Annotated in this window: 24 protein-coding genes and 1 pseudogene; 17 read left to right on the top strand and 8 right to left on the bottom strand. The window is 72.2% G+C overall.

Annotation, left to right across the window (positions count from 1 at the left end):
- Nucleotides 1–41: 41 nt before the first annotated feature.
- The 14 genes from EPO13_04550 (at nt 42) to EPO13_04485 (ending at nt 15624) form a co-directional block, all read left to right on the top strand.
- Entirely contained in the window at nt 42–1490 is a 1449-nt protein-coding gene (locus tag EPO13_04550) for an adenylosuccinate lyase (GenBank protein TAK70229.1), read from the top strand.
- Between the two features lie 150 nt (nt 1491–1640).
- A complete protein-coding gene (locus EPO13_04545) occupies nt 1641–2540 on the top strand; it encodes a phosphoribosylaminoimidazolesuccinocarboxamide synthase (protein ID TAK70228.1) in 900 nt (299 codons plus the stop codon).
- Nucleotides 2537–3541 (top strand): UDP-glucose 4-epimerase GalE, encoded by a 1005-nt coding sequence (gene galE, locus EPO13_04540; protein TAK70227.1) that lies wholly within the window; start codon nt 2537–2539, stop codon nt 3539–3541. Before EPO13_04545 ends, galE begins: the two co-directional genes overlap by 4 nt.
- Nucleotides 3542–3610: 69 nt before the next feature.
- Nucleotides 3611–4648 (top strand): NAD(P)-dependent alcohol dehydrogenase, encoded by a 1038-nt coding sequence (locus tag EPO13_04535; protein ID TAK70226.1) that lies wholly within the window; start codon nt 3611–3613, stop codon nt 4646–4648.
- Nucleotides 4649–4798: 150 nt separating this feature from the next.
- Nucleotides 4799–5044 (top strand): phosphoribosylformylglycinamidine synthase subunit PurS, encoded by a 246-nt coding sequence (purS, locus tag EPO13_04530; protein ID TAK70225.1) that lies wholly within the window; start codon nt 4799–4801, stop codon nt 5042–5044.
- A 109-nt stretch (nt 5045–5153) separates the two neighbouring features.
- Nucleotides 5154–5831, top strand: coding sequence for a phosphoribosylformylglycinamidine synthase subunit PurQ (gene purQ, locus EPO13_04525; GenBank protein TAK70224.1), 678 nt, complete (start codon nt 5154–5156; stop codon nt 5829–5831).
- A 23-nt stretch (nt 5832–5854) separates the two neighbouring features.
- Nucleotides 5855–8119: a phosphoribosylformylglycinamidine synthase subunit PurL gene (purL, locus tag EPO13_04520; GenBank protein ID TAK70465.1), complete on the top strand. Its 2265-nt coding sequence runs from the start codon at nt 5855–5857 to the stop codon at nt 8117–8119.
- A 212-nt stretch (nt 8120–8331) separates the two neighbouring features.
- Nucleotides 8332–8547, top strand: a complete 216-nt coding sequence (locus EPO13_04515) for a hypothetical protein (protein ID TAK70223.1) — start codon at nt 8332–8334, stop codon at nt 8545–8547.
- Between the two features lie 165 nt (nt 8548–8712).
- Nucleotides 8713–10116, top strand: a complete 1404-nt coding sequence (locus EPO13_04510; GenBank protein TAK70222.1) for an amidase — start codon at nt 8713–8715, stop codon at nt 10114–10116.
- A 95-nt stretch (nt 10117–10211) separates the two neighbouring features.
- Complete coding sequence (locus EPO13_04505) at nt 10212–11621, top strand: MFS transporter (protein ID TAK70221.1); 1410 nt, start codon at nt 10212–10214, stop codon at nt 11619–11621.
- Nucleotides 11618–12439: an enoyl-CoA hydratase/isomerase family protein gene (locus tag EPO13_04500; GenBank protein TAK70220.1), complete on the top strand. Its 822-nt coding sequence runs from the start codon at nt 11618–11620 to the stop codon at nt 12437–12439. The genes EPO13_04505 and EPO13_04500 overlap by 4 nt, the downstream gene beginning before the upstream one ends.
- Before the next feature lie 26 nt (nt 12440–12465).
- Nucleotides 12466–12819, top strand: a complete 354-nt coding sequence (locus EPO13_04495) for a hypothetical protein (protein ID TAK70464.1) — start codon at nt 12466–12468, stop codon at nt 12817–12819.
- 112 nt (nt 12820–12931) lie between these two features.
- Nucleotides 12932–14512: an amidophosphoribosyltransferase gene (locus EPO13_04490; protein TAK70219.1), complete on the top strand. Its 1581-nt coding sequence runs from the start codon at nt 12932–12934 to the stop codon at nt 14510–14512.
- A gap of 8 nt (nt 14513–14520) precedes the next feature.
- Entirely contained in the window at nt 14521–15624 is a 1104-nt protein-coding gene (locus EPO13_04485) for a phosphoribosylformylglycinamidine cyclo-ligase (protein TAK70463.1), read from the top strand.
- Here EPO13_04485 and EPO13_04480 read toward each other — a convergent pair.
- Nucleotides 15612–15872: a DUF3073 domain-containing protein gene (locus tag EPO13_04480; protein ID TAK70218.1), complete on the bottom strand. Its 261-nt coding sequence runs from the start codon at nt 15870–15872 to the stop codon at nt 15612–15614. The genes EPO13_04485 and EPO13_04480 overlap by 13 nt on opposite strands.
- A 357-nt stretch (nt 15873–16229) precedes the next feature.
- Between EPO13_04480 and EPO13_04475 the strand changes: the two genes are divergently transcribed.
- Nucleotides 16230–16520 carry a helix-turn-helix domain-containing protein gene (locus EPO13_04475; protein ID TAK70217.1) on the top strand — a complete coding sequence of 97 codons (291 nt, stop codon included), beginning with the start codon at nt 16230–16232 and terminating at the stop codon, nt 16518–16520.
- On the opposite strand, the gene EPO13_04470 is transcribed toward EPO13_04475, so the two are convergent.
- The gene (locus EPO13_04470; protein ID TAK70216.1) at nt 16517–18547 is read right to left on the bottom strand and encodes a hypothetical protein; all 2031 of its coding nucleotides are present in this window, start codon (nt 18545–18547) and stop codon (nt 16517–16519) included. The two genes, EPO13_04475 and EPO13_04470, sit on opposite strands and share 4 nt — an antisense overlap.
- A 268-nt stretch (nt 18548–18815) precedes the next feature.
- On the opposite strand from EPO13_04470, the gene EPO13_04465 reads away from it, so the two are divergent.
- Nucleotides 18816–19649: a hypothetical protein gene (locus EPO13_04465; GenBank protein TAK70215.1), complete on the top strand. Its 834-nt coding sequence runs from the start codon at nt 18816–18818 to the stop codon at nt 19647–19649.
- Nucleotides 19650–19738: 89 nt separating this feature from the next.
- On the opposite strand, the gene EPO13_04460 is transcribed toward EPO13_04465, so the two are convergent.
- Nucleotides 19739–20083: a hypothetical protein gene (locus EPO13_04460; GenBank protein TAK70214.1), complete on the bottom strand. Its 345-nt coding sequence runs from the start codon at nt 20081–20083 to the stop codon at nt 19739–19741.
- 60 nt (nt 20084–20143) lie between these two features.
- Here EPO13_04460 and EPO13_04455 point away from each other — a divergent pair, with 60 nt between their 5' ends.
- The gene (locus tag EPO13_04455) at nt 20144–21733 is read left to right on the top strand and encodes a DHA2 family efflux MFS transporter permease subunit (GenBank protein TAK70213.1); all 1590 of its coding nucleotides are present in this window, start codon (nt 20144–20146) and stop codon (nt 21731–21733) included.
- On the opposite strand, the pseudogene EPO13_04450 reads toward EPO13_04455, so the two are convergent.
- The 5 genes and pseudogenes from EPO13_04450 to EPO13_04430 form a co-directional block, all read right to left on the bottom strand.
- Nucleotides 21619–22677: pseudogene (locus EPO13_04450) on the bottom strand (MFS transporter). The gene EPO13_04455 and the pseudogene EPO13_04450 sit on opposite strands and share 115 nt — an antisense overlap.
- Nucleotides 22678–22792: 115 nt before the next feature.
- Nucleotides 22793–23662, bottom strand: a complete 870-nt coding sequence (locus tag EPO13_04445; GenBank protein ID TAK70212.1) for an SDR family oxidoreductase — start codon at nt 23660–23662, stop codon at nt 22793–22795.
- Nucleotides 23607–24746: an acyl-CoA dehydrogenase gene (locus tag EPO13_04440; protein ID TAK70462.1), complete on the bottom strand. Its 1140-nt coding sequence runs from the start codon at nt 24744–24746 to the stop codon at nt 23607–23609. Before EPO13_04440 ends, EPO13_04445 begins: the two co-directional genes overlap by 56 nt.
- 128 nt (nt 24747–24874) lie before the next feature.
- Complete coding sequence (locus EPO13_04435) at nt 24875–25390, bottom strand: hypothetical protein (protein TAK70211.1); 516 nt, start codon at nt 25388–25390, stop codon at nt 24875–24877.
- 88 nt (nt 25391–25478) lie between these two features.
- Nucleotides 25479–26006 (bottom strand): hypothetical protein, encoded by a 528-nt coding sequence (locus tag EPO13_04430; protein TAK70210.1) that lies wholly within the window; start codon nt 26004–26006, stop codon nt 25479–25481.
- Nucleotides 26007–26014 lie beyond the last annotated feature (8 nt).

Here is a 26014-nt window from a genome sequence, read left to right as displayed (position 1 = left end):
ACAGGGCGATGGTGCCAGCGGCGGCGCCGGCCGGTGGGCGGATGCGGGACAATCGTCCGGTGAGCCAACCCGCCATCCCCGACGTCCTCGCCACCCGATACGCCAGTGAGCCGATGGCGCTGCTGTGGTCGCCGGATCACAAGGTCGTCCTGGAGCGGCGGTTGTGGCTGGCGGTGCTGGCCGCGCAGCGCGACCTGGACGTCGAGGTGGCCGACGGCGTCATCGAGGACTATCAGCGGGTCGTCGAGCACGTGGACCTGCCGAGCATCGCCGCCCGGGAGCGGGTCACCCGGCACGACGTGAAGGCGCGTATCGAGGAGTTCAACGCGCTCGCCGGCCACGAACACGTGCACAAGGGCATGACCAGCCGCGACCTCACCGAGAACGTCGAGCAGTTGCAGGTCCGCGCCTCCCTCGAGCTGATCCGCGACAAGGTCGTCGCCACGCTGGTCCGCTTGGCGGAGCTGGCGATGCGATACGACGAGCAGCCCCTCACCGGTCGTTCGCACAACGTGGCGGCGCAGACGACCACTTTGGGCAAGCGGTTCGCCTCCGCCGCCGACGAACTGCTCGTCGCCTACCACCGGCTCGCCGACCTCATCGAGCGCTATCCGTTGCGCGGCATCAAGGGTCCGGTGGGGACCGCACAGGACATGCTCGACCTGTTCGGCGGCGACCTCGGCCGGCTCGTCGAGCTCGAAGGACGGGTGGCCGGCCACCTGGGTTTCCGCCACGTGCTGACCAGCGTCGGCCAGGTGTATCCGCGGTCGCTGGACCACGACGTCGTCTCCGCCTTGGTGCAGGTAGCCGCGGCGCCGTCCAGCCTGGCCCTCACGATCAGACTGATGGCCGGCCACGAACTGGTGACGGAAGGTTTCGCGCCAGGCCAGGTCGGGTCCAGCGCGATGCCGCACAAGATGAACACCCGGTCCTGCGAACGGATCAACGGCTTCGCCGTCCTGCTGCGCGGGTATGCCGCGATGACCGCCCAGTTGGCCGGCGACCAGTGGAACGAGGGCGACGTCTCCTGCTCGGTGGTGCGGCGCGTCGCCCTGCCGGACTCGTTCTTCGCTGCAGACGGCTTGTTCGAGACGTTTCTCACGGTGTTGGCCGAGTTCGGCGCGTTCGGCGCTGTCATCGACCGCGAACTCGAGCGTTACCTGCCCTTCCTCACCACCACGAAGGTGCTGATGGCCGCGGTACGCCGCGGCGTCGGGCGGGAGGTCGCGCACGAGGCGATCAAGGAGCATGCGGTGGCCGTCGCGCTGGCGATGCGGGAGAAGGGCTTGGCCCACAACGATCTGCTCGACCGGCTGGCCGCGGATCCCCGGCTGGGGCTGTCGCGCGACGACCTGGCCGTGGTCACCAGCGCCCCGCTGGAGTTCACCGGCGCCGCGCGGGACCAGGTCGCCGCCGTGGTGGCGCGGGTCGCCGAGGTTCGTGACGCTCATCCGGCCGCGGCGCAGTACACCCCGCGCGCGATCCTCTGACCTCCGCCGCAGGACCCTGGCCGGCGCAGCGTCGTGGCCAGCCCAGCGTCTTGGCCGGCGAAGGGACCCTGACCGGCTAAAGGCCTGACCGGCCAAGGGCCTGACCGGCTAAGAACCGCTGACCGATGCGCTGGCCCTAGGGTCTGCGTCGTGGCTGCCCCTGTTTCAGACCTTCCCGCGTTGCCCGACGGCTACGAGCACGTGTACTCCGGCAAGGTTCGCGACCTGTTCCGGGCCCCCGACGACCGGCTGCTTGTCGTTGCCAGTGACCGGATCTCGGCGTACGACTGGGTACTGCCGACGTTGATCCCGGACAAGGGCGCGATCCTGACGCGGCTGAGCCTCTGGTGGTTCTCGCAGCTGGCCGACCTCGTGCCGAATCACGTCGTGTCGGCGCAGGTCCCGGATTCCGTCGCCGGCCGGGCCCTGGTCTGCGCTCGCCTCGACATGCTGCCGGTGGAGTGCGTCGCCCGCGGCTATCTGGCCGGTTCCGGGCTGGCGGCGTACCGGCAGACCGGCAGCATCTGCGGCGTCGGCCTGCCACCGGGCCTGCAGGACGGCTCCCAGCTGCCCAAGCCGATCTTCACCCCGGCGACCAAGGCGGCCGTGGGCGAACACGACGAGAACATCACCTTCGACGAGGTCGTCGCGCTGGTCGGTCAGGACGAGGCGCAAGAACTGAAGCGACTGACCCTGGCGGTGTACCGGCGCGCCGAGGCGATCGCCGGCGAACGCGGGATCGTCCTGGCCGACACCAAGCTGGAGTTCGGCTTCGCCCAGCACGGCCGGCTGGCCGGCACGCTGGTCCTCGGTGACGAGGTGCTCACCCCGGACTCGTCACGGTTCTGGCCGGCCGAGCAGTGGTCACCCGGCCGGCCCCAGCCGTCCTACGACAAGCAGTACGTCCGTGATTGGCTCACCTCCCCGGCCGCTGGTTGGGACCGCGACTCCGGTACGCCGCCGCCACCGTTGCCCGACGAGGTGGTGGAACGAACCCGGCAGCGCTACCTGCAGGCGTACGAACGACTGACCGGAGAGGCGTTCTCATGAGTTGGGTGGTCACCGGCGGCGCCGGGTACATCGGCTCTCACGTCGCCCGGGCGCTGCTGGCCGACGGCCGCGACGTCGTCGTCCTCGACGACCTTTCGACCGGCCGGCTGGCGTTCGTGCCCGAGGGCGTGCGAGTGGTCGAGGGCTCGATCACCGACCCGGCGGCGCTGCGGGCCGCGCTGGGATCCGGTGACGTCGACGGCGTGGTGCACCTGGCAGGTTTCAAGTACGCCGGGGTATCGGTGAGTACGCCGTTCGCGTGCTACCACGCCAACGTGGAGGGCACCCGGCTGCTGCTGGAGGCGATGGCGACCGCCGGGGTCGACCGGATCGTGTTCTCCTCGTCCGCGGCGACCTACGGGACGCCGGACGTCGACCTCGTCACCGAGGCGACGCCGACCCGGCCGGAGTCGCCGTACGGCGAGTCCAAGCTGATCGGTGAATGGCTCGTCCGGGACGCCGCCCGGGCCCGCGAGCTGGCCGGCGGTACGCCGCTGCGGCACGTCTCGCTGCGGTACTTCAACGTCGTCGGGTCCGGCGACCCGGCGGTGTTCGACGTGTCGCCGCACAACCTGTTCCCGCTGGTGATGAAGGCCGTCGACGACGGTCGGGAGCCGACGATCCACGGCGACGACTACCCGACCGAGGACGGCACCTGCGTCCGCGACTACATCCACGTGGCAGACGTGGCGTCCGCCCACGTGGCGGCGGCCCGGGTGCTCGAAGCCGGGTCCGCGCCCTCGCCGGTCTACTGCCTGGGCCGCGGTGAGGGGACCAGCGTGAAGCAGATCCTGTCGGCCGTCCGGTCGGTGACCGGGGTGCCGTTCCAGTGGTCGGTCGGGCCCCGCCGCCCCGGCGACCCGGCCCGGATCGTGTGCTCGCCGGCAGCCGCGCAGCGCGACCTGGACTGGGCCGCCGAACACGACCTCACCTCGATGGTCGCCACCGCCTGGTCGGCGTGGCAGCAGGCGAAGTCCGTCGGGGCAGCGGCACTGGCCTGACCACGACGGCACCGTTGCCGAAGTCCGCAGCCGTGGACTTCGGCTCGGTCATGGGTAAGGATCCACGCCGTGGATGTCACCGCGTACGCCGTCGCCTCGGCCACCTCACCGTTCGCCAAGACCGTGATCGAGCGTCGGGAGCCCGGACCGGGCGACGTGCTGATCGAGATCAGCCACTGCGGCATCTGCCACTCCGACATCCACACCGCTCGTGACGAGTGGGGCGGTACGCGGTTCCCCATCGTTCCCGGGCACGAGATCGTCGGGACGGTGCGGGAGGTCGGCTCGGACGTCACCCGGCACCGCATCGGGGACCGCGTCGGCGTGGGCTGTCTGGTCGAGTCCTGCCGGACCTGCGACTACTGCCTCAAGGGCGAAGAGCAGTTCTGCCGGCGGCGGGTCGGCACATACAGCGGCGTCGGCAAGGACGGCCGGCCGACGGCCGGGGGATACAGCACGCACATCGTCGTCGACGAGGCTTTCGTTGTCGGTGTGCCGGAAGGGATCTCGTCGGCGGAGGCCGCTCCGTTGCTGTGCGCGGGGATCACGGTCTACTCGCCGCTGCGGCACTGGGGCGCCGGTCCGGGCAAGCGGGTGGCGATCGTGGGGATGGGCGGCCTCGGCCATATGGCGGTGAAGATCGCCAGCGCGTTGGGTGCCGACGTGACGGTGCTGAGCCAGACGCTGTCCAAGCAGGCCGACGGCCGCAGCTTCGGCGCCCGGGACTTCCGCGCCACGAGCGACCCGGCGACCTTCGGCGAGTTGCGCCGCAGCTTCGACCTGATTCTCAACACCGTGTCGGTGGCCTTCGACGTCGACGCGTATCTGTCGCTGCTGGACGTCGACGGCGCGCTGATCAACGTCGGGGCGCCCAGCGAGCCGGTCTCGCTGAAGATCTCCTCCCTTTTCAACGGCCGGCGTACGTTCGCCGCCTCGCCGATCGGCGGCCTGCCGGAGACCCAGGAGATGCTCGACTTCTGCGCGGCCCACGGGCTCGGTGCCCAGGTGGAGGTCATCTCGGCCGACCAGATCGACGCGGCGTACGACCGGGTGGTGGCCAGCGACGTGCGGTACCGCTTCGTCATCGACGCCGCCACGATGGGCTGACCCCGGGCTGTCCCGGACTCGTCGGCTGCCGCACCGTGGCTCGGTAGACTCTGCCGGACTCGCCCGGCTTGCTGCCGGGTCTCCCCTGGCGGGATTCCCGGCTCGGTCCGATCGATCCGACAGTCCGATCCACCCGACCTCGGAGTGCCCGTGGCCCGCGTCGTCGTCGACGTCATGCTCAAGCCGGAGATCCTCGATCCGCAGGGCAGAGCCGTGCTGGGCGCGCTGGGTCGACTGGGATTGCGCGGCGTCTCGGCGGTCCGGCAGGGTAAACGTTTCGAGATCGAGGTCGACGGCGTCGTCGACGACGCGCGGCTGGCCGAGCTGCGCCGGCTCGCCGAGACGCTGCTGGCCAATCCCGTCATCGAGGACTACGCCGTCCGAGTCGACGGATGACCAGCCACCCGATGTCGAGTCCGTCGCCGACCCATCGGCCCGTGACCCGTCGGCCGGTGAACTGTCGACTGGTGACGAGTCCCTGCCAGCCTGGCCCACGGCGGGTGCTGTGCCGGTGAGGATCGGGGTCGTCACCTTCCCAGGATCACTGGACGACGGCGACGCCGCGCGTGCGGTCCGGCTGGCGGGGGCGGACGCCGTGCGGCTGTGGCACGGCGACGCCGACCTGCCGGACGTCGACGCGGTGGTCCTGCCCGGCGGGTTCTCGTACGGCGACTACCTGCGGTGCGGCGCGATCGCGCGGTTCGCGCCGGTGATGGGTGCGGTGATCGAGCGGGCTGCGCAGGGGATGCCTGTGCTCGGTATCTGCAACGGCTTCCAGATCCTCTGCGAGGCTCACTTGCTGCCCGGCGCGCTGACCCGCAACGACCATCTGCATTTCGTCTGCCGTGACCAACGGCTGCGCATCGAGTCGGTGGACAGCGCCTGGACCTCGGGCTACACCGCAGGGCAGCAGATCGTTGTGCCGCTGAAGAACGGTGAGGGCGGCTATGTGGCCGACGACGCGACGCTGGACCGGTTGGAGGGCGACGGACTGGTCGTCGCGCGCTACCTGGACACCAACCCGAACGGCAGCCGGCGCGACATCGCCGGGATCCGCAACGCCGCCGGCAACGTCGTGGGCCTCATGCCGCATCCCGAACACGCGGTCGAAGCGTTGACCGGCCCCGGCACCGACGGCCTGACGTTCTTCACCAGCGTGTTGCAGAGCCTGGTGCTGCGGTGACCGGGGAGGGACAGCTGACCGGGATGGACACCGTCGCCGACGCAGCGCGGGAACCCGATGTCGCGCAGCCCTACGCCGAACTCGGCCTGCGGCCCGAGGAGTACGCCGACATCCGGCGAATTCTCGGCCGGCGGCCGACCAGCAGCGAACTGGCGATGTATTCGGTGATGTGGAGCGAGCACTGCTCGTACAAGTCGTCGAAGGTCCACCTGGCGCAGTTCGGGCAGAAGAAACCGCAGACCGACACCCTGCTGGTCGGCATCGGTGAGAACGCCGGCGTGGTCGACATCGGTGACGGCTGGGCGGTGACGTTCAAGGTCGAAAGCCACAATCATCCGTCGTACGTCGAGCCCTATCAGGGTGCCGCCACCGGCGTCGGCGGGATCGTGCGCGACATCCTGTCGATGGGCGCGCGGCCGTTGGCCGTGATGGACCCGCTGCGGTTCGGCCCGGCCGACGCGCCGGACACCGCTCGGGTACTGCCCGGCATCGTCGCCGGCGTCGGGGGCTACGGGAACTGCCTGGGGCTGCCCAACATCGGCGGCGAGGTCGTGTTCGACCCCTCGTACGCCGGAAACCCGCTGGTCAATGCCCTCTGCGTCGGCGCGATGCGGCACTCGGACATCCACCTGGCCAAGGCGACCGGGGTGGGGAACCTGGTGGTGCTGTACGGCGCCCGCACCGGTGGCGACGGCATCGGCGGGGTCAGCGTGCTGGCGAGCGAGACCTTCGACGAGGACGGTCCGGCGAAGCGGCCCAGCGTGCAGGTCGGCGATCCGTTCATGGAGAAACTGCTGATCGAATGCACCCTGGAGGTGCTGCGGGCCGGGCTGGTCCTCGGCATCCAGGACCTCGGTGGCGCTGGTATCTCCTGCGCGACAAGCGAACTGGCCAGCAACGGCGAGGGCGGCATGCACGTGTGGCTGGACCGCGTGCCGTTGCGGGACTCCACGTTGCGACCCGAAGAGATCCTGATGAGCGAGTCGCAGGAACGCATGTGCGCGGTCGTCAGCCCGTCCCACATCGACCGGTTCCTCTCGACCTGTGCCCGGTGGGACGTGGAGGCCGTCGTCATCGGTGAGGTCACCGACACCGGACGGCTCACCGTGGACTGGTACGGCGAACGCATCGTCGACGTACCACCGCGCACCGTCGCGCACGAAGGACCGGTGTACCGACGGCCGCTGGCGCGCCCCGACTACCTCGACGACCTGCAGGCGGCGTCGCCGACCAGCCTCAAACGGCCCGAGACGCCGGAGGCATTGCGGGACACGTTGTTGCAGCTGGTGGCCGCCCCCAACCAGGCGTCCAAGAGTTGGGTCACCTCGCAGTACGACCGTTACGTCCAGGGCAACACGGTGCTGGCCCAGCCCGAGGACGCCGGCATGGTCCGGGTGGACGAGCAGACCGGCCGCGGCGTCGCGCTGGCGACGGACGGCAACGGGCGTTACACCAAGCTCGACCCGTACGCCGGCGCCCAGCTGGCGCTGGCCGAGGCGTACCGCAACGTCGCGGCGACCGGGGCGATCCCGCTGGCGGTGACCAACTGCCTGAACTTCGGCTCGCCGGAGGATCCCGGCGTCATGTGGCAGTTCAGTGAGGCCGTCCGTGGCCTGGCCGACGGCTGCCAGCTGCTGGGTATCCCGGTGACCGGCGGCAACGTGAGTTTCTACAACTCGACCGGCGACGTCGCGATCAACCCGACTCCGGTGGTGGGCGTCCTCGGGGTGATCGACGACGTCGAACGGCGTACGCCGATCGCCTGGGGCCCGGACGGCGAGCTGATCTACCTGCTCGGCGACACCCGCGACGAGTTCGGCGGGTCGGAGTGGGCGCACGAGGTCCATGGTCATCTCGGCGGCTTGCCGCCGGCGGTGGACCTGCAGCGCGAACGTATCCTCGCGGAGATCCTCGTGGCCGGCAGCCGCGACGGGATGCTGACCGCCGCCCACGACGTCTCCGACGGTGGTGTGGCGCAGACTCTGGTCGAGATGGCGCTGCGGGCTGGGATCGGCGCCCGCTGCTGGGTGCCCGACGGCGTCAAGCCGTTCGTGTTCCTCTTCTCGGAATCCGCCGGGCGGGCTGTCGTGGTGGTGGCCCGCAGCGAAGAACTGCGCTTCACCGACATGTGCGCGGCCCGAGGGGTGCCGGCCGAGCGCATCGGTGTGGTCGACTCCGGGCTGGGTGGGGGATCGTCGCAGGTACTGGAGTTGTCCGGGCAGTTCACCGTCGGTTTGGACGAGTTGCGGGCGGCCCACGAAGGGACCTTGCCGGGTTTGTTCGGTTAGGACCGGCGATTTCATCGAAGGTCAACGGCGGTGTTGCTTCGACCGCTCCGCTGCCCCAGACTCGTCGCCGATCGACCGCAGCGGGCTGTGAGATGGTTCGCCGGACAGCGCGCACCTGGTCGCCAGGCATTGGCAGCGCCCGGCCGCTGTGCCGTCGTGGAGCAGCTGCGTCCGCTACGGGCTTCGCGCTCGCCGGAAGGAAAGGACCGTTGATGAACGACGTACCGGACAACGACGCCCTGGACACCGTCCGGACACTGCTGGCGTCTGCCGGGTTGTCACCGAGTCCGCAGGAGCAGGCGGCGCTGGCTGCCGGATACCCGGCCTTCCGGGCGATGGTCGACCGGCTGTACGACGCTCCGCTGCCGCGGGAGGACGACCCGCTGACCGTGTTCACCCCGGCCGATCCCCCGCCGGTCGCCGGCTGAACGAAACAGCGACCGCGGCGAGTTCGGCTGGAAGCGACAGGAGAGGACGACATGTCAGAGCAGGTCAGGTCGGACGGAAGGTCACCGGACAGCGCCCCATCAGCCGGCAGTGCCCCATCAGCCGGCAGTGCCCCATCAGCCGGTGCCCGATCGCAGGCCGACGGGTTGCCGCTGACCGTGACGGCGGCCGCGGCCGCGCTGCGGGCCGGCGAGTTGTCCGCGGTCGACCTGATGCGGGCGGTGCAACGGCGTTCGGCGGCGCTCGACCCGATGCTCGGGATCTGCCTGGCGCGCGACGACGAGGCGGCCTTGGCCGCGGCGGCGGTGGCCGACGAGGCGCTGGCGGCCGGCGACGACCTCGGCCCGCTGCTGGGGATCCCGTTGGGCGTGAAGGACAACATCGCCACAGCGGGGCTGCCGACCACCGCGCAGAGCCGGGTCCTGGATCCGGCGTTCGGGGCCCAGGGCGACGCCGTCGCCATCGCGCGGCTGCGTGCGGCCGGCGGGATCATCGTCGCCAAGAGCACCACGATGGAGTTCGCGTTGGGTGCTCCGGACGACTCGAAGGGCTTTCCGAGCCCGCGCAACGCCTTCGATCCGCAGCGGTGGGCCGGGGGTTCGAGCTCGGGGACGGCGTCGGGGGTGGCGGCGGGCGTGTTCCTCGCCGGCCTGGGCACCGACACCGGCGGCAGTATCCGCATGCCGGCCGGCTGGAACGGGATCAGCGGTCTGCGCCCGACGTACGGACTGGTGCCCAAGTCCGGCTCGGTCCCGATGGCGTGGACCTTCGACACCATCGGGCCGATGGCGCGTTCGGCCCGCGACTGCGCGATCCTGCTGTCCGCGCTGGCCGGGTACGACGCCAGCGACCGCAGCAGCGCGAAGGCGGCGAACGTCGACTACGTGGCGGCCTTGACCGGGTCCGTCGAGGGGCTGCGGGTGGGCGTTGATCGCCGGCTCATGGCACGCGAGGGTTCCGACCCGACCGTCCAGCAGTTGGCCGAGGACGCGTTGGCGGTCCTGCAGGCCGGCGGCGCGGTCGTGGTCGACGTCGAGCTGCCGTGGTACGACCTGCTGGGCATCGTGGTCGTCGTCGGCATGGCGGCGGAGTCCGCGACCTACCACCAGGAGGATCTGCGCTCCCGCTGGGCGGACTACGGCGCGCCGGCCCGGCTGACGCTGGCGACGGCCGCCCAGCTGAACGGCACGGACTACCTGCAGGCCCAGCGGGTCCGCCGGGAAGGTATTCGGCAGGCGACGGCGCTGTTCGCCGACGTGGACGTCGTGGTGAGCCCGACGGCCAAGCTGGCGTGCCCCCCGATCAGCGCGTCGTCGACGATGACGATGGGTGGCTCGCCGAGCAACACCCGCTACTGGGCGGCGCTCGGATTCCCGGCGATGTCGATTCCCATGGGGAGCAACGACTCCGGGCTGCCGCTGGGACTGCAACTGGCCGGCCGGCCCTTCGACGAGGCGACCGTCCTGCGTGCCGCGGACTACCTGCAGGCGCAGACCGCGCACCATCTGGTGGAGTCCCCGGTGGTGACCGCCGCGCTCGCGACGGCGTAGCGCCGCCGCCACGCTCCAGATACTCAGGGTGTATTGATTAGCCCGGCAGCCAGCCGGCGCGGGAGGCGTCGCGGGCGGGTGCGGGCGGGAGCGGGATGACCACGACGCGGCACACGGATGCGCCGTTCGTGCTCGCCTTGTGCGGCCTGGTCCTGGGCCCGCTGAACTTCTCGCTGCTGACCACCGCGATGCTGCCGTTGGTCCCGCAGGTCAGTGAGCAGTACGGCGTCTCGGTCGGTACGGCGAATCTCGTGCTGACCGCCGCCCTGCTGGCCGGTGCGGTGGCCACGCCGGTGCTCGGTCGCCTCGGCGACCTGGTCGGCAAACGGCAGATGCTGTTGGTATCGCTGGCCTCGACGTTCGTCGGTTGCGCCCTTGCTGCGGCCACCGACAGTTTCGCGGTGTTGCTGGTCGCCCGGCTGCTGCAAGGGCCGGGTTGCGCGGCGATCCCGCTCGGGATCGCCGTCGCAGCGGACATCGCGCCGCCGGGACGCACCCGGTTCGCGATCAGCTTCGTGACGGTGTCGCTGTCGCTGGGCGCGTCCGGCGGATTGCTGCTCGGCGGCGGGATCACCGAACTCACCGGCCGGATCCAGCCGGTCTTCTGGGTGCTGGCGGCGCTGGCGCTGCTGGCGTTGCTGGTGACCTTCTGGTCGGTGCCGGCAGCGCCGCCTATGGCGACCGGGCGGCTGGACGTCACCGGAAGTGTCCTGCTGACCCTGGGACTCGGTGGCCTGCTGCTGACGCTGTCCCAGGGCGGCACGTGGGGCTGGTCGGCGTGGCCGACGCTGGTCAGCGCCGCGGTCGGCATCGGTGGGTTGGCGGCCTGGATCCTGCACGGCTTCGCGACACCGGACGCCATTGTGGACATGCCGGTGTTCTTCAGCCGGCAGGTCCTGGCGGCGAATCTCGGCTCGATCTGCCTCGGGATCTGCCAGTTCACGCTGCTGCTGTCGGTGGTCGTCATCGCCCAGACCGACCCTGCGGTCGCCGGCTACGGGCTGGGCCTCGGCGTCTTCGCCGCGTCCCTGCTCCTGCTGCCGGGTGTCCTCGGCCAGATGAGCGGGTCGGTGCTCGTCGGGCGGCTGGGCCGCCGCTACCGCACCACCGCACTCGTCCGGGTGAGCCTGATCGCCAGCGGCATCGGTCTGCTCGTGACGTCCTGGTGGAACTCGACGGTGCTGGCGCTGATCGTCGCCGGCGGCCTCTGTACGGCGATCTTCGGCTTCGCCATCACCGCCTTCGCCGTCCATGTCGTGGCGATCTCGGATCCGTCCCAGCGCGGGATCACCGCCGGGATGAACTTCATCTGCCGGATGACGGGGCAGGCGATCGGGACCGCGGGCACGGCGGCGGTCATCGCGATCGCCACTCCGGCAGGAGCCGTCGTCCCGCCGCTGAGTGCCTACGAAACGGCGCTGCGGATCGTCGGCGTCGTCGCCCTACTGTCCAGCCTGTTGTACGTGTCCCCCGCCCGGGCCACCCTCCTGCGGAGCCGATCATGACGAGCGATCCCCACGGCCTCGACCCGGTGCGTCCGGCGTACTTCGACGCCTACGCCACGATCGCCTTCACCCGCACCGCCGACGGCGTGCTGCTGATCCGGCTGCACAGCGACGACGGTCCGGTCCGGTACGGCTCGACCCATCACAACGACTGGTCGCACGCCTTCGGCGACGTCGCCGCGGACCGGGGTAACCGGGTGGTGGTGATCACCGGAACGGGTGATTCGTTCGTCGCCGCGCACAGTTCCTGGGACGAGCCGCTGGACCGCGCGCTGGACTATGACCGGGCGACCATCCGGCATCCGCGGATCTACCGGTCGTTGCTGGAGATCGATGCACCGGTCATCGCCGCGGTCAACGGGCCGTGCTTCTACCACTCCCAGGTGCCGTTGCTGTCCGACATCGTGCTCGCCGCGGACACCACCGTGTTCGGCGACGGCTACCTGCCGGGGTCGACCGATCCGACCTCGGAGTGGCCGCCCAGCCTCGGCGAGCCGGCGACCGACGGCAACCACGTGCTGTGGCTGGAACTGCTCGGCCAGATCCGGGGGACCTACTTCCTGCTGACCAGCCACCGGCTCACCGCCGTCGAGGCCCGGCACCTCGGTGTGGTCAACGAGATCTGGCCGCTGCCGGAGCTCCTGCCGCGGGCGCTGGAACTGGCTCACCAGCTCGCGACGTACGCCGATCTGACGTTGCGGTTCCAGCGTCGCGCGTTCACCGATCGGTGGCGCCGACTGTTCGCCGACCGCATCGGGATCGCCCACGCCATGCTGATGCGGACGCAGGTCGACCTCGACCGGCGTGCCATGCCGTGAGCGACGGCGTCCCCCCGGGCCGCCAGCTGCCCCCGCCGGCGGACGCGGTCGCCGCGACGCTGGCCGGTACGGCCGACCGGGCGACGGTGAAGGCGGCCGTGAAGTCGGCGCTGGACGCCTTGGTGGCCGTCGCGCCCGGCGGCAGCGTCGAGGTGCGGATACCGCCGTACGCCGTCGCACAGGCGATCCCTGGCACGCGGCATCGCCGGGGTACGCCGCCGGCCGTCGTCGAGACCGACGCGGTGACCTGGCTGCGACTGGCGACCGGGGCCCTGTCGTGGGCGGCCGCGGTCGACTCCGGCGCGGTCCGCGCCAGCGGCCAGCGGGCCGACCTGTCGCCGTGGCTGCCGCTGCTGGGTCCGGTGGGGCCGACGTCGTAGCCGGCGCCGCGCACGTCAGCGGTGTCAGGACGTGCTGCGCACGTCAGCGGTGTCAGGACGTGCTGCGCACGTCAGCGACGCCCGGCCGTGGCGGTGGCCGTAGCATGGGCGCGTGCCGCGCGGCGACGGACTGCTCACCCATGACCTGCTCCCCGGCGAGAAGGGTCCGCAGGACGCCTGCGGGGTATTCGGTGTCTGGGCACCCGGCGAAGAAGTCGCCAAGCTGACCTTCTTCGGCCTCTACGCGTTGCAGCATCGCGGCCAGGAGTCGGCCGGCATCGCGGTCAGCGACGGCAACCACACGGTGGTCTACAAGGACATGGGCCTGGTCTCGCAGGTCTTCACCGAAGCGAGCCTGGAGTCACTGCACGGCCACCTCGCGATCGGACACTGCCGGTACTCCACGACCGGGTCGAGCGTGTGGGAGAACGCCCAGCCGACTTTCCGGGCGACGGCTACCGGCCATCTTGCCTTGGCGCACAACGGGAACCTCACCAACACCGCGGAGCTGTCGCGGCGGCTGGCCGACACCGCCGCCGGCTCGGGTGAGCTGCCGCTGGGCACGGTGCCGCACGCGACCAGCGACACCGAACTGGTGACCGCGCTGCTGGCCGCCCATCCGGACACCTCGGTCGAGGAGGCCGCCGTCGACGAGCTGCCGCGGCTGCGCGGCGCGTTCTCGCTGGTGTTCATGGACGACGGCACGCTGTACGCCGCCCGCGACCCGCAGGGGATCCGGCCGCTGGTGCTCGGCCGCCTCGAACGTGGCTGGGTGGTGGCCAGCGAGACCGCGGCGCTGGACATCGTGGGCGCCTCCTATGTCCGCGAGGTCGAGCCCGGCGAGTTGGTGAGCATCGACGAGCACGGCTTGCGATCCCGCCGCTTCGCTGCGGCGGACCCCAAGGGCTGCCTGTTCGAGTTCGTGTATCTCGCCCGGCCGGACACCACGATCTCGGGGCGCAGCGTCCACGCGGCGCGGGTGGAGATCGGCCGTCGGCTGGCTCTGGAACACCCCGCCGACGCCGACCTGGTCATCCCGGTACCGGAGTCCGGGACGCCGGCCGCGGTCGGCTTCGCCCAGGGCGCCGGTATCCCGTTCGCGCAGGGTCTGGTGAAGAACTCCTACGTCGGGCGAACCTTCATCCAGCCCTCGCAGACGATCCGGCAGCTCGGTATCCGGTTGAAGCTCAACCCGTTGCGCGACGTGATCGCCGGCAAGCGGCTCGTCGTGGTCGACGACTCGATCGTGCGCGGCAACACCCAACGCGCGCTGATCCGGATGCTGCGGGAGGCCGGCGCCCGGGAGGTCCACGTGCGGATCTCCTCGCCGCCGGTGCAGTGGCCGTGCTTCTACGGCATCGACTTCGCCACCCGGGCCGAACTCATCGCCAGCGGCCTGACGATCGACGAGATCCGGACCTCGATCGGCGCGGACACGCTCGGCTTCATCAGCCTCGACCAGCTCGTCGACGCCACGACGGTCGCCAAGGACCGTCTCTGCCGGGCGTGCTTCGACGGGGAGTACCCGGTGCCGCTGCCGGCCGACGAGTTGCTGGGAAAGCACCTGCTTGAGGGCATCGAGCGGCGCGTCACCACCGACGTCGCCGCGCGCGAGGCCCTGTCGGCCGACCTCGACGGCCTCACCTCGGTGAGTGTGGCCGGCGGCGCGACCGACGCGCTCAGCCGGCCGTGACGGCCCGAGTGCCGGGCCGCCGGACGTCGTACGCCGACGCCGGGGTGGACGTGGCGGCCGGCGAACGTGCCGTCGAGTTGATGAAGGCCGCGGTCGCCCGGACCCGCCGGCCGGAGGTCGTCGGCGACCTCGGCGGATTCGCGGGGCTGTTCGACGCGTCCGCGCTGCTGCGCTACCGGCGGCCGCTGCTGGCCACCTCGACCGACGGTGTGGGAACCAAAGTCGCTGTGGCGCAGGCGATGGATCGGCACGACACGGTCGGGATCGACCTGGTCGCGATGGTGGTCGACGACCTGGTCGTCTGTGGTGCCGAGCCACTGTTCCTGACCGACTACATCGCGACGGGCTCGGTGGTGCCGGAGCGGATCGCGGCCCTGGTCGCCGGTGTGGCCGAAGGCTGCCGGCAGGCCGGTTGCGCCCTGCTCGGCGGCGAGACCGCCGAGCATCCCGGGCTGCTGGCGCCGCACGAGTACGACCTGGCCGGCGCCGGTACCGGGGTGGTCGAGGCCGACGGGATGCTCGGGCCGCACCGCGTCGCCGCCGGCGACGTCGTGGTCGCCATGGCCGCCAGCGGATTGCATTCCAACGGCTACTCGCTGGCCCGGCACGTCCTGTTGGGCCCGGACGGCCCGGGGCTGGCGGCGTACGTCGACGACCTCGGCCGGACCGTCGGCGAGGAGCTGCTTGTCCCGACCCGCGTCTATGCCCGTGACTGCCTGGCGCTGGCGGCCGAGCCGCGCGCCGGGATCCACGCGTTCAGCCACGTCACCGGTGGCGGGCTGGCCGCGAATCTGGCGCGGGTGCTGCCCGCCGGGCTTGCCGTCGACATCGATCGGTCGACGTGGGCGCTGCCGCCGGTGATCGGGATGATCGGTTCGATCGGCGGAGTCGTCCGCGCCGAGCTGGAGGCGACGTTCAACCTGGGTGTCGGGATGATCGCGGTCCTGGCGCCCGACGGCGTCGAGCATGCAGTGGCGATGCTCGCGGCACGCGGGTTGCCGGCCTGGGTGTGTGGCACCGTGCGGGAGCGTCGGGAGGGGGAGACCGGCGACGCGGCCGCCAAGGGCGGCGGCGGTGGTGCGGTGACGCTGGTGGCCGACTACCGGGCCTGATCCGACCCCGCGCGGACGTCGTCGTCGTCCTCGTCGAAGTCGTCGTCCTCGAACCCGTCGGAATCGATGTCGTCAGCGTCGTGCTCGCTGCTGCCGCCGGGGGCCGGGGAACTCGGCCGGGTGCCCAGGGGGCCGCTGTCGGGCCGGGACAACTCAGCTTGCAGCCGGTCCAGATCGGTCTGCGGACCGCCGTACTTCAGGTCGCGGGCGACCTTGGTCTGCTTGGCCTTGGCTCGGCCCCGCCCCATGGCTCGACCCCCTCGTCCGGGTCCCAGCCCGGCACACGTCAGGACTGGCATCTTCGACTGCAGCAGCCCTGCGATGGTACCTGCTCGCCGCCGTACCGATACACCGGTCCGGCCTGCCACGCGGGGGTGCGCGCCCGCCGGTCGGTGCCGTCGGGGGAGCGCTCGTGGCCGCCGGTGTCCGGTTCGCCGGCAGTCGTGCGCCGCGGTGTCGCGCCGTCCCGGCGTCTTGCGGGGTCCTGCGGGCTGTGGGACAGTCCCACGGAATCGGACAGACCCCCCGTAGCAGGGCATGTCCGACAATCCGCCCCGCGCGGCGTCCGCCGTGCTTCCCCCGGGCCCGTGCGCGAGGAGGACGCGATGTCCGAAGCCGTGCCGCAGCGTCCCGGCGCGACGGACTTGCTCACCCCGGCCGAGGTCGCGGCGCTCTTCCGGGTCGATCCGAAGACCGTCACGCGCTGGGCGAAGTCCGGCAAGCTGACCTCGATCCGGACCCTCGGTGGCCACCGGCGCTACCGGTCCAGCGAGGTGTATTCACTGCTGGCCGGAGCCGGCAGCGCCGGCCCGGGTGACGTGCCGGACCGCGGGGACCGCGAGGACCAGGGCATCCACCAGGACCGGGCAGCCCGCCAGGACCGGACAGCCCGCTAGGACCAGGGCACCGAGCCCATGATCGACCGGCCGGTCCCGTCGACCAGCGATTCCGGATCGGCCTCGGCGACGACCGGTACGGCGGACTGGCCCCAGCTGTTGAGGGTCCGCGCGATGGAGCGCCGCGCCTCGTCCAGCTTGCGGCTGACCAGCCGGCGGGCCGCCCAGGCCTGCTCCCGTTCGCGCAGCGCCGCCTCGATCGCGGTGACCTGGGCGGCCGAGGCGGGCAGCCCGAAGGTCCGTTGCAGCGCCTCGCGGGCATCGATGCGGTAGTCGTGACCACGTCGGACGAACTCGCCGGGCTTGGAGTTCATCCCGTTCTTGAGGTCGACCAGCGCCAGGACGAACGACACGACCGGCCGGAACGACGTCTCCCGCGGGACCTTCGCCGGCCGGGTCGCAGGGGCGCCGAGCCACCACGGCCGCTGCACCACCATCTCGTACGAGAACTTGTTGACCGGGTCGTCGTCGTGCACGACGAGCACGTGCCGCCCGCTGGTCGGTACGCCGACCAGCTGACTCGGCTCAGCCACGAGCGTCAGGCGGCCCTCGGGATCCACCAGATGAGCCGACTCGCGCCACAGTTCCCAGGTGCGACTGCGGAACGGCACGCCGAGGTAGAGCCCGCCGTCGAGTCCGAGCGCCGGCAGGATCGCCGTACCGGCCGAGCCGGCGACGTCCAGGGCGACCTGCGCGCCCAGGCTCTCCCCGAACTGCACCACCCGCGGCCGCCGGTCGGCCGGCAGGCTCGCCACCCTGTCGCGTATCCCGGCGAGCACGGCCCGCTGCAACTCCACCCCGTCATTGGTCTTGCCCAGCGCCAGTGCCGAAGGCGACAGGGCGTACTGCGGGACGACGATCGCGCAGTCGCCACGGGTCAGGTACTCCAGCGCTTCGGCGACCACGTAGTTCACATACCCGACGCCGGTCGGCGCCGCCACCATGATCAGGCCCCGCTCGTAGCCGCCGAGCGCCTCCAGATCGGCCAGCGCCAGCGCGGTTCGGCCGGCGACCGTCGGGGCGGCCTCGTAGCCGGCGACGACGCGGACCGGGTCGCGCGCCGGTTCGCCCATGACGCGCGTGATGTCGGCGGCGGTGAGGGCCATCAGGACGAAGCGGCGGCCCTCCTTGCCGATGGTGTCGAAGCCGATGCCGCTGCGCGGTCCGGCGGACACGTGCCGCGAGGTCGGCGGTGCCGGGTACGCCGGTTCGACCACGTCGTCGCGGCGCGAGATGCGTCGCCGCACCTGCGTGAGGGCCACCGCACCCGCGACGCCCATCCCGGTCAGCGCGACCCCGTGCCCGATCATCTCGCCGGCGGCGCCGGCCGGTTCGCCGAGCAGCTCGGCGAGGCCGGCTGCCGTGGCCCGGGCGACGGTCTGTTCGGCGAGGGCGAGGCCCACGAGCGAGACCGCGGTCGCGGCGCCGACGGCCCCGGCCCGGGCCAACGCCACCGGCGACCCGGCCGTGACCGCCCGGCGCTCCGGGTCGACCAGGCCGTAGCGGGCTGCTCGCTGCTGCCGGCTGAGCACGGTCACGCCGGCCAGCGCCGCTCCGCCGAGGACGTCGGCGAGCAGGGTCGTGTGCAGCCCGACCTGGCGGCGCAGCACCCGGTGGAGGACCTGGTCGCCCACCATGACGACCGTCCCGGCGATCCCGGCGTTGGCCAGTGTGCGGGCCGCGGCGAACGCGCCCGCGGCGACCAGGCTGTCGTCGGCCCGGCGACGGAGTGCCTGTTGCGTACCGAAGCCGATCGCACAGGCGCCCGCGGCGCCGGCGAGCAACGCCCGCGGGCCGGGCACGTGGCCGGGCCGCCCGGCGACGACGGCCTCCACCGTGGACCACGTCGTCGCGGTGAGCTGGTAGCCGAGCGTGGCGACCACGGCGGTCGCGGCGGCCTGGTCGACCGCGCTTCGCGGGAGCAGGCCGCGGGCGTACGACGGGGCGACCGACCACGCCGCGCCGATCACGCCGGCCCGTACGGCGCGGTCGGCGGTCCAGCGCTGCAGCCACTGGGGAACGTTCATGCCGACTCCTCTGGCCCCCCGATCCGCAGTACCGACGGTGCAACACCGACGGTGCAACGTCGATCAGTTCGGTCCGATCGGTGCGGTTCCGGTCGGTGCAGGTCCGGTCGTGCAGGTCCGATCAGTGCACCGCTGAACACCGGCGTACGGCGTGGCTCCTGCCCGATGCCCCCGCAGCGCATCATGCCGCGCTCCGCCCGGCGGCCGGGCGCACCGCGCGCCGGTAGCGCCGTTCCGCGGGCGCTGCGGTCGCCGTACCGTGCCGTCGATGAGCCGACTGGCGACCGCGCGAGGCCTGGTGGTGGCGTCCCATCCGGGGCCGGCCGTGGCCGTGACCACGGTCGTCACCGCCCTGGCAGCCGGTGCCGGCCGGGGTGCGGTGGGCTGCCTCGGCGTCGCGCTGGCGGTCCTGTCCGGCCAGCTCAGCGTCGGCTGGTGCAACGACGCCCACGACGCCGCCGCGGACGCCCGGGCCGGCCGCCGGGACAAGCCGATCGTCGCGGGCCTGGTCGGTGTGCGCGCCGTCGCGGTGGCCGCCCTGATCGCGCTGCTGCTGGTGATCCCGTTGTCGTGGTGGGGGTTCGGTCCGATCGGCGGCGGCTGGCACGTGCTGGCAGTCAGCTGTGCGTGGTTGTACGACCTGGTGCTGGCGCGGACGGTGTGGTCCGGGGTGCCGTACGTCGTGGCGTTCGGATCGATCCCGTTGGCGGTCACCGGAAGTCTGCAACCGCCGTCGTGGCCGGCGCCGTGGTCGGTGGCCGCCTGCGCCTGCATGGGCCTGGGTGCCCACCTGGCCAACTCGTTGCCCGACCTGGCGTCGGATCAGGCTGCCGGTCGAGGCGGCGCGCTCGCCGACCGGCTCGGTGCGGGACGGGCCCGGCTGCTGGCCGTGCTGCTGCTGCTGGCCGCGACCGTGCTGATCGCGGTCGGGCCCGGCCGGCCGGGCCCGCTGACGGTGGTCGTGCTGGTCGCGGTCGCCGGCATCGCCGTGACTGCCTCGATCTGGCGTTCCGGCAACCTGCTGTTCGAGGCGGTGCTGGTGCTGGCGGTGGTCGACGCGATCCTGCTCGTCAGCACCTCCGGCTCGCTCGTGGTCGCCTGACGCCGGGTTCGCCACGTCAAACCGGCCATGCCGGGCTGGCCCACGCGGGACACGCGTGCCGGTGCGCGCCCCGACCGCACCTCGCGGCGTCAGCTGGTGCGCAGCCGGACCCGTTCGCTGGCGTGGGTACGCCGCTGCGGCCGCCCCACGGCGAGCGCCGCCAGGCCCGTCACCGCGGCGACGAGCAGGACCGCCGGCCACGCCCCGAGCGGCCCGGCCAGCACGTGTGCGAGGGCGAACGCGGCGGCGTACGTCGCCAGCAGCAGTAGCGCGCGGGCCCGCCCGCAGCTGCGCCACCACCGCGCCGTGCACCAGGCGCCGGCCAGGACGAGGACGACACCGCCGGCCGTCCGGTTCCCGCTGACCTGGGCGACGGCGAAGCCGACGACCAGCCCGAGGACGGCGACGACGGCGGTGACGGCGTGGCGAGGCATCGCGCCACCCTAGGGCTCGCCGGTCGGGCGGGCGGCGCCGATGGCGCCTACCGTGGCGGCGTGGTCGACGCCGGGCTCCGTGTGTCGTCCGCCACTGGCCGCTGGGGACTCGTGGTCTGCGTGCTGGCCTCGGCGCTGGCCAGCATCGACGCGACCGTGGTCAACGTGGCGCTGCCGGCCATCGGGCAGGACCTGACCGCCGATCTGGCCGCCCTGCAGTGGACGGTGACGGCGTACACGCTGACGCTGGCCTCGTTCATCCTGCTCGGCGGCGCACTCGGCGACCGCTACGGCCGCCGCCGGCTGCTGATCGTCGGGGCGGTGTGGTTCGCGGTCGCGTCGCTGCTGTGCGGACTGGCGCCTACCGCTGCGGTCCTCGTCGTGGCCCGCGCGTTGCAGGGCGTCGGCGGTGCCCTCCTCGTGCCGGCCAGTCTCGCGGTGATCCAGGCGTCGTTCCGGCCGGACGACCGGGCCCGGGCGATCGGGGCGTGGACCGGCCTGTCGGGTGTGGCCACCGCCGTCGGTCCGTTCCTCGGCGGCTGGCTGATCGGCGCGCTGTCGTGGCGCTGGGTCTTCGGGGTGAACCTGCCGCTGGCGATCCTGGTCGTCGTGTTGGCCCGGGTTCACCTGCCGGAGACGCGCGACGCCAATGCGACCGGCCGGGTGGACCTGGCCGGTGCGGTACTCGGGGCGCTCGCGCTGGGTGGGCTGACGTACGGGCTCATCGCGTTGCCCGGTGCGGGGCTGGCGTCACCGCAGGTCCTCGCGGCCCTGACGACGGCGCTGCTGGGGGCTGTTGCGTTCGTCATGGTCGAACGACGGCTGCGGCACCCGATGCTCCCGTTGGGCCTGTTCCGCTCGCGTCAGTTCAGCGGAGCCAACGCCGTGACCTTCATCCTGTACGGCGCGTTCGGCGGCATCCTGTTCCTGCTGGCCGTTGTGCTGCAGGTGGTCTCGGGATTCTCCGCGCTGGCCGCCGGTACGGCGCTGCTGCCGATCACCGTGATCATGCTGCTGTTCTCCGCCCGCGCCGGGCGCGTCGCGACCGTCATCGGTCCGCGGATCCCGATGACCGTGGGACCGCTGATCTGCGCGGCGGCGATGCTGCTGATGCTGCGGATCGGTCCGGACGCGTCGTACGTCGCCGACGTGCTGCCGGCCATGGTCGTCTGGGGGCTGGGCCTGGCGGTCCTGGTAGCCCCGTTGACCGCCACGGTGCTCGCCGCGGTCGCCGACCGGCACGCGGGGGTGGCCTCGGGGGTCAACAACGCGGTGGCGCGGGCGGCGGCACTGCTCGCCGTGTCGGCGCTGCCCGCGGTCGCCGGGCTGTCCGGCAACGACGCTGCCGACCCCGCCGCGCTCAACCACGGCTGGCGGGTGGCCGTGGTCGTCGCGGCGGCGGCGTTGCTGACCGGGTCGCTGGTGGCCCTGCTCACCGTCCGGGGCGGCCGAGCGGCCCTGCAGGGATCGTCAGCCGCGGCCGGCCCGGACCGGCCGGCTGCCGCCAGCCCGCCGACCGCCCAGCTGCCGACGAAGATCAGGTACGACAGCTCGGTACCGACGGCGGCCACCGAGGTCACCGTGGCGCGCGCAGAGCCGGTGATGCGCTCCTGCAGAGCGACGTCGGCCACCAGGAGCACCGCGCGGTAGCCGCCGTACGCCGCCGCCAGCACGAGTACCGCCACCGGTGTGCCGAGGGCACCGGCCGTCACCAGCCCCGCTGCCACCACGGCCAGCGCGATCCCCAGGGTCGTCCCGGACCACCGGCGCCAGCGTCCGCCGGCCCAGGAGCCGGCCGCGCCTGCCAGTGCCAGCGTCAGCAGGACGGTGGGGATCAGGTCCCGCCGTACGCCCCAGTCCTCGGCCAGCAGCGGGGTGTACTCCTCGAGCGCGTCCAAGCCGCCGACCGCGGCGGCCGCGACCGCCGCCCAGCGCACGATCGGCCGGCGCGCTGCCTGCCGGATGCCGGCGAGCAGCATCGCGCCGTATCCGGCCGGCCGCCCGTCGCCGGCCTCGGCGCGAGTCGACTGACCAGGTGCGTGGCGGGTCCCCGCCCGGCGTTCGGGCAGCCGGGCCGCCAGCACCGCGGCCAGCAGGCACGACCCGACGCTCGCCACGATGACCGCGCCGATGCCGCCTACGGCGTACAGGACGGTGGCCAGCGCCGCGGTCGGGACGGCGGCCAGTTGCCCGGCGGTGCGGACCTGACCCAGCACCCGTCCGAACGTGCCCGCCGGCGCAATGCCGTCGAACCCGTCGTACAACAGGGCTTCCAGCGAACCGGATACGAAGGTCCCGCCGATGCCCCACAGGACGAAGCCGACCGCGAAGCCGGTGAAACCCGGGGCGAGGCCCCAGACGGTGTATCCCGCGGCTTGCAGCACGCTCGCGACGACCAGCGCGCCGCGCCGGGAGAAACGATCGGCCAGCGCCCCGGCGGGAATCTCGCCGACGAGCGCAACGATGGTCCAGATCCCCAGCAGTGCCGAGATCCCCGCGTCCGACAGGCCCTCGTCGGCGAACAGCAACGCGTACAACGGGTACAGCGGGATCAGGTCGGCGACGAACGCCCAGCTGATCGCACGCCGGGACAACTGCCGGACATCGACGTCGACATCAGTGGCGGGGCCGGGAGTTGTTCAAGGCCAGCGCATGACGGCGAGGGTAGTCACGCCGGCCAGGTTGCCGCCGAGAGTTTCTGCCCGGCGGTCACCCCACCGGCGGCGGGTCGGCGAGCTGGTGGCCCACCGCGACGACGGTGCCCGTGGCGGTGAGGTCCTCCGTGGTCAGCGCGACGATCGCCCGGGCGACCTCGTCGGGCTCGATGATGCGGCCCTCGGGGGTGTTGCGCGCCAGACGGGCTTCTGCCTCCGCCTCGGTGCCGCCGCGGGCAGCGACCATCCGGGCGATGTTGTCCCGTGTCATGTCGGTCCGGACCAGCGCGGGCGACACCATGTTGACCAGCACCCCGGTCTTCGCCAGGTCCATGGCCGCGGCCCGGGTCAACCCCAGCAGCGCATGCTTGGACGTCGCATATGCCGCACCGAACCGGATCCCCTGATGGCTGGCCAGCGAGCCCACCGTCACCACGCGGCCCCAGCCCTGCTCGACCATGTGCGGCAGCACCGCCTGCATCACCACGAACGTGCTGGTGACGTTCGTGGTGAGGACCCGTGTCCATTCGTCGTACGTCGTGCTCGTGATCGTGCCGGACGTGGCCACGCCGATGTTGGCCACGACGATGTCGGCCACCGACCCCGCCAGCGCCTCGGCGGTGGCGGCCGGGTCGGCTGCGTCGAAGGCGAGGGTCTGCACCGGATCGACCGTAGCCGCGCCGGCAGTCAGGTTCGCGGCGGCTGCGGTCAACTCGGCCGCGGTCGCCGCCAGCGTCGCCTCGTCGCGGCCGGTGATGACGACCCGGTGGCCGGCCGCCAGCAGCTGTTCGGCGACCGACCGCCCGATCCCTCGGCTGCCGCCGGTGACCAACGCCGTACGCCGATTCCCGGCGGGGTTCTCGGCCACGTCACAGACCCAGCGAACGGCCGACGATGTCACGCATGATCTCGTTGCTCCCGCCATAGATCCGTTGCACCCGAGCGTCGCGCCAACGGCGCGCGATCTCGTACTCCTCCATGTAGCCGTAGCCGCCGTGCAGTTGCAGACAGCGGTCGGCGACCCGCCATTCCAGATCGGTGGCCCAGTACTTGGCACCGGCCGCCTCGGCACCGCTGAGCTGGCCGTCGGCGTGCAGTTCGATGCAGCGGTCGATATAGGTACGGCCCACTCGGATATCGGTCACCAGATCGGCCAACGCGAACCGGTTGGCCTGGAACGACCCGATGGGCCGGCCGAACGCGGTGCGCTCGCGGGCATACGTCAGGGTGAACTCGACCATCCATTCGGCGTCGGCCTGGGCGATGACGGCGATACCGAGCCGCTCCTGCGGCAGGTTGCGTTTCAGCAGCGCCAGTCCGTTTCCCGGTTCGCCCAGGACGTCCTCGGGTCCGACGCGGACCTCGTCGAAGAACAGTTCGGCGGTGTCCTGGGCCCGCCGGCCGATCTTGTCCAGTTTGCGGCCGCGGGCGAAACCTGCCGCATCCGCCGGGACCACGAACAGGCCGAGCCCGTCGCCCCCCTCGACGCGGGCGACCACGACGACCAGGTCGGCCTGGATCCCGCTGGTGATGAACGTCTTCTGGCCACTGATCCGGTAGTGGTCGCCGTCGCGGCGGGCGGTCGTGCGGATCCCCCGCAGATCCGAGCCGGCGCCCGGCTCGGACATCGCCACGGCGGCCACCAGCTCACCGGAGGTCAGCCCCGGCAACCACCGCTGGCGCTGCTCGTCCGTAGTGAGGTCGAGCAGGTACGGGATCATGACGTTGTTGGTGAGGCTGAACGCATCCGTGCCGATCCCGGCGCGCACGACCTCCTCGTCCAGCACGACGTTGAACCGGAAGTCCGTGCTGCCGAGGCCGCCGTACTCGACCGGGGCCGCGAACCCGACCAGGCCGTTGGCCGCGGCGGTACGCCAGAACTCCCGGTCGATGATGCCGTCGGATTCCCATTGCGGCGCACGGGGTTGCGCCTCGCGTTCCAGGAAGGTCCGCACGGCCCGCCGGAAGTCGTCGTGCTCCTCGCCGAAGATCGTCCGCCGGCCGAGCACGGGGGCGGTCACCGAGTGCTCCGGTTCGCTGCCGACGTCGGCATGACCGACCTCCTCTGGTTCACCGCACCCGGGCAACGCTGCCGGACGGCGCCGGGCGCAGCAGCCGGACCCTAGCGCGGCGGCCGTCAGTGGGTCAGCAGGGCCTTGAGCAGGATCAGCCCGATCCCCAGCGCGATGCTCACGATCACCCCGAGGACGACAGCCAGCCGCCGCGCGCCGGTGGCGCGCAGGGCCAGCCAGGTCGCCACGACCTGGGTCACCAGCGCAGCGGCCAGGCTGGTGGCGGCCGTCCAGTCACCGGGTTCGTCCGCGGCGACGGCCAGCAGCAGGACGACGGTGGGGACGGCCGCCGCGGCGAGGATCGGCGACTCCAACGCGGCGGCACGCCGTACGGCAGCCGTGACGCGGTGACCGCGGGGCAGTTCCTCGCCGATGACGCGGACGTAGACGTGCAGCAGCCAGAACACCGTCGCGGTGACGGCGACCGCGGCCAGCAGCTGGCCGGGTTCCGGCAGATCGTCGGCGGTGGCCGCTGTCCCGATGATGGTCGAGGCAGCCAGCAGCGAGCCGTAGATCGCGCCGGCGTAGTTCAGTTGCTCCGGTGCGGACTGCTGGCCGGGCGCCGAGGACGTCTGAGGCATCGCGACGATCCTGCTGCCCGGCGGGCATCGCGGCCGGTTCCGCCACGCGGTACGGGCGACCGCGCCACCGGTGACATCGGTTCTGCGGTCAGTGGCTGATGAGGACTTTCAGCCAGATCAGCACCAGACCGAGCAGGATGCTCAGTCCCATCCCGACCACAGTCGCCGGCAGCCGGCCGCCGGCCAGCCGTAGCGCGATCCAGGTGGCGACGACCTGCGCACCCAGCGCGACCAGGAAGCCCAGCCATGCCGCCCACCGGCCGGTCTCGTCGAGCAGCAGACCCGCTGCCACGGCCAACGACGGCAGCGCGGCGGCGGCGAGGATCGGATACTCGTACGCCGCTGCCCGGCGTACCGCTTGGCGCAGCGGCCGCCCCGTCGGCAGCTCGTCGCCGATGATCCGCACGTAGACGTGCAGCAGCCAGAACACCAGCGACGTCACGATCAGGGTGGCGACGAGACGTTGCGAACTGGGATCGTCGCCTTCGGTAGCGGCCGTACCGAGGATCGTTGCGGCCGCCAGCAGCGAGCCGTAGATCGCTCCGGCGTAGTTGGCATGGGGGAGCCGCTCGACCGGCAACTGCCGGTCCGCGGTCACTCCGGTGGGGTCGGTCACGCCCGCAT

The sequence above is a fragment of the Actinomycetota bacterium genome (assembly GCA_004297305.1).
Classification (GTDB): domain Bacteria; phylum Actinomycetota; class Actinomycetes; order S36-B12; family FW305-bin1; genus FW305-bin1.
Note: the sequence above shows the minus strand (reverse complement) of the source record. Positions and strands in the feature narration are given on the sequence as shown.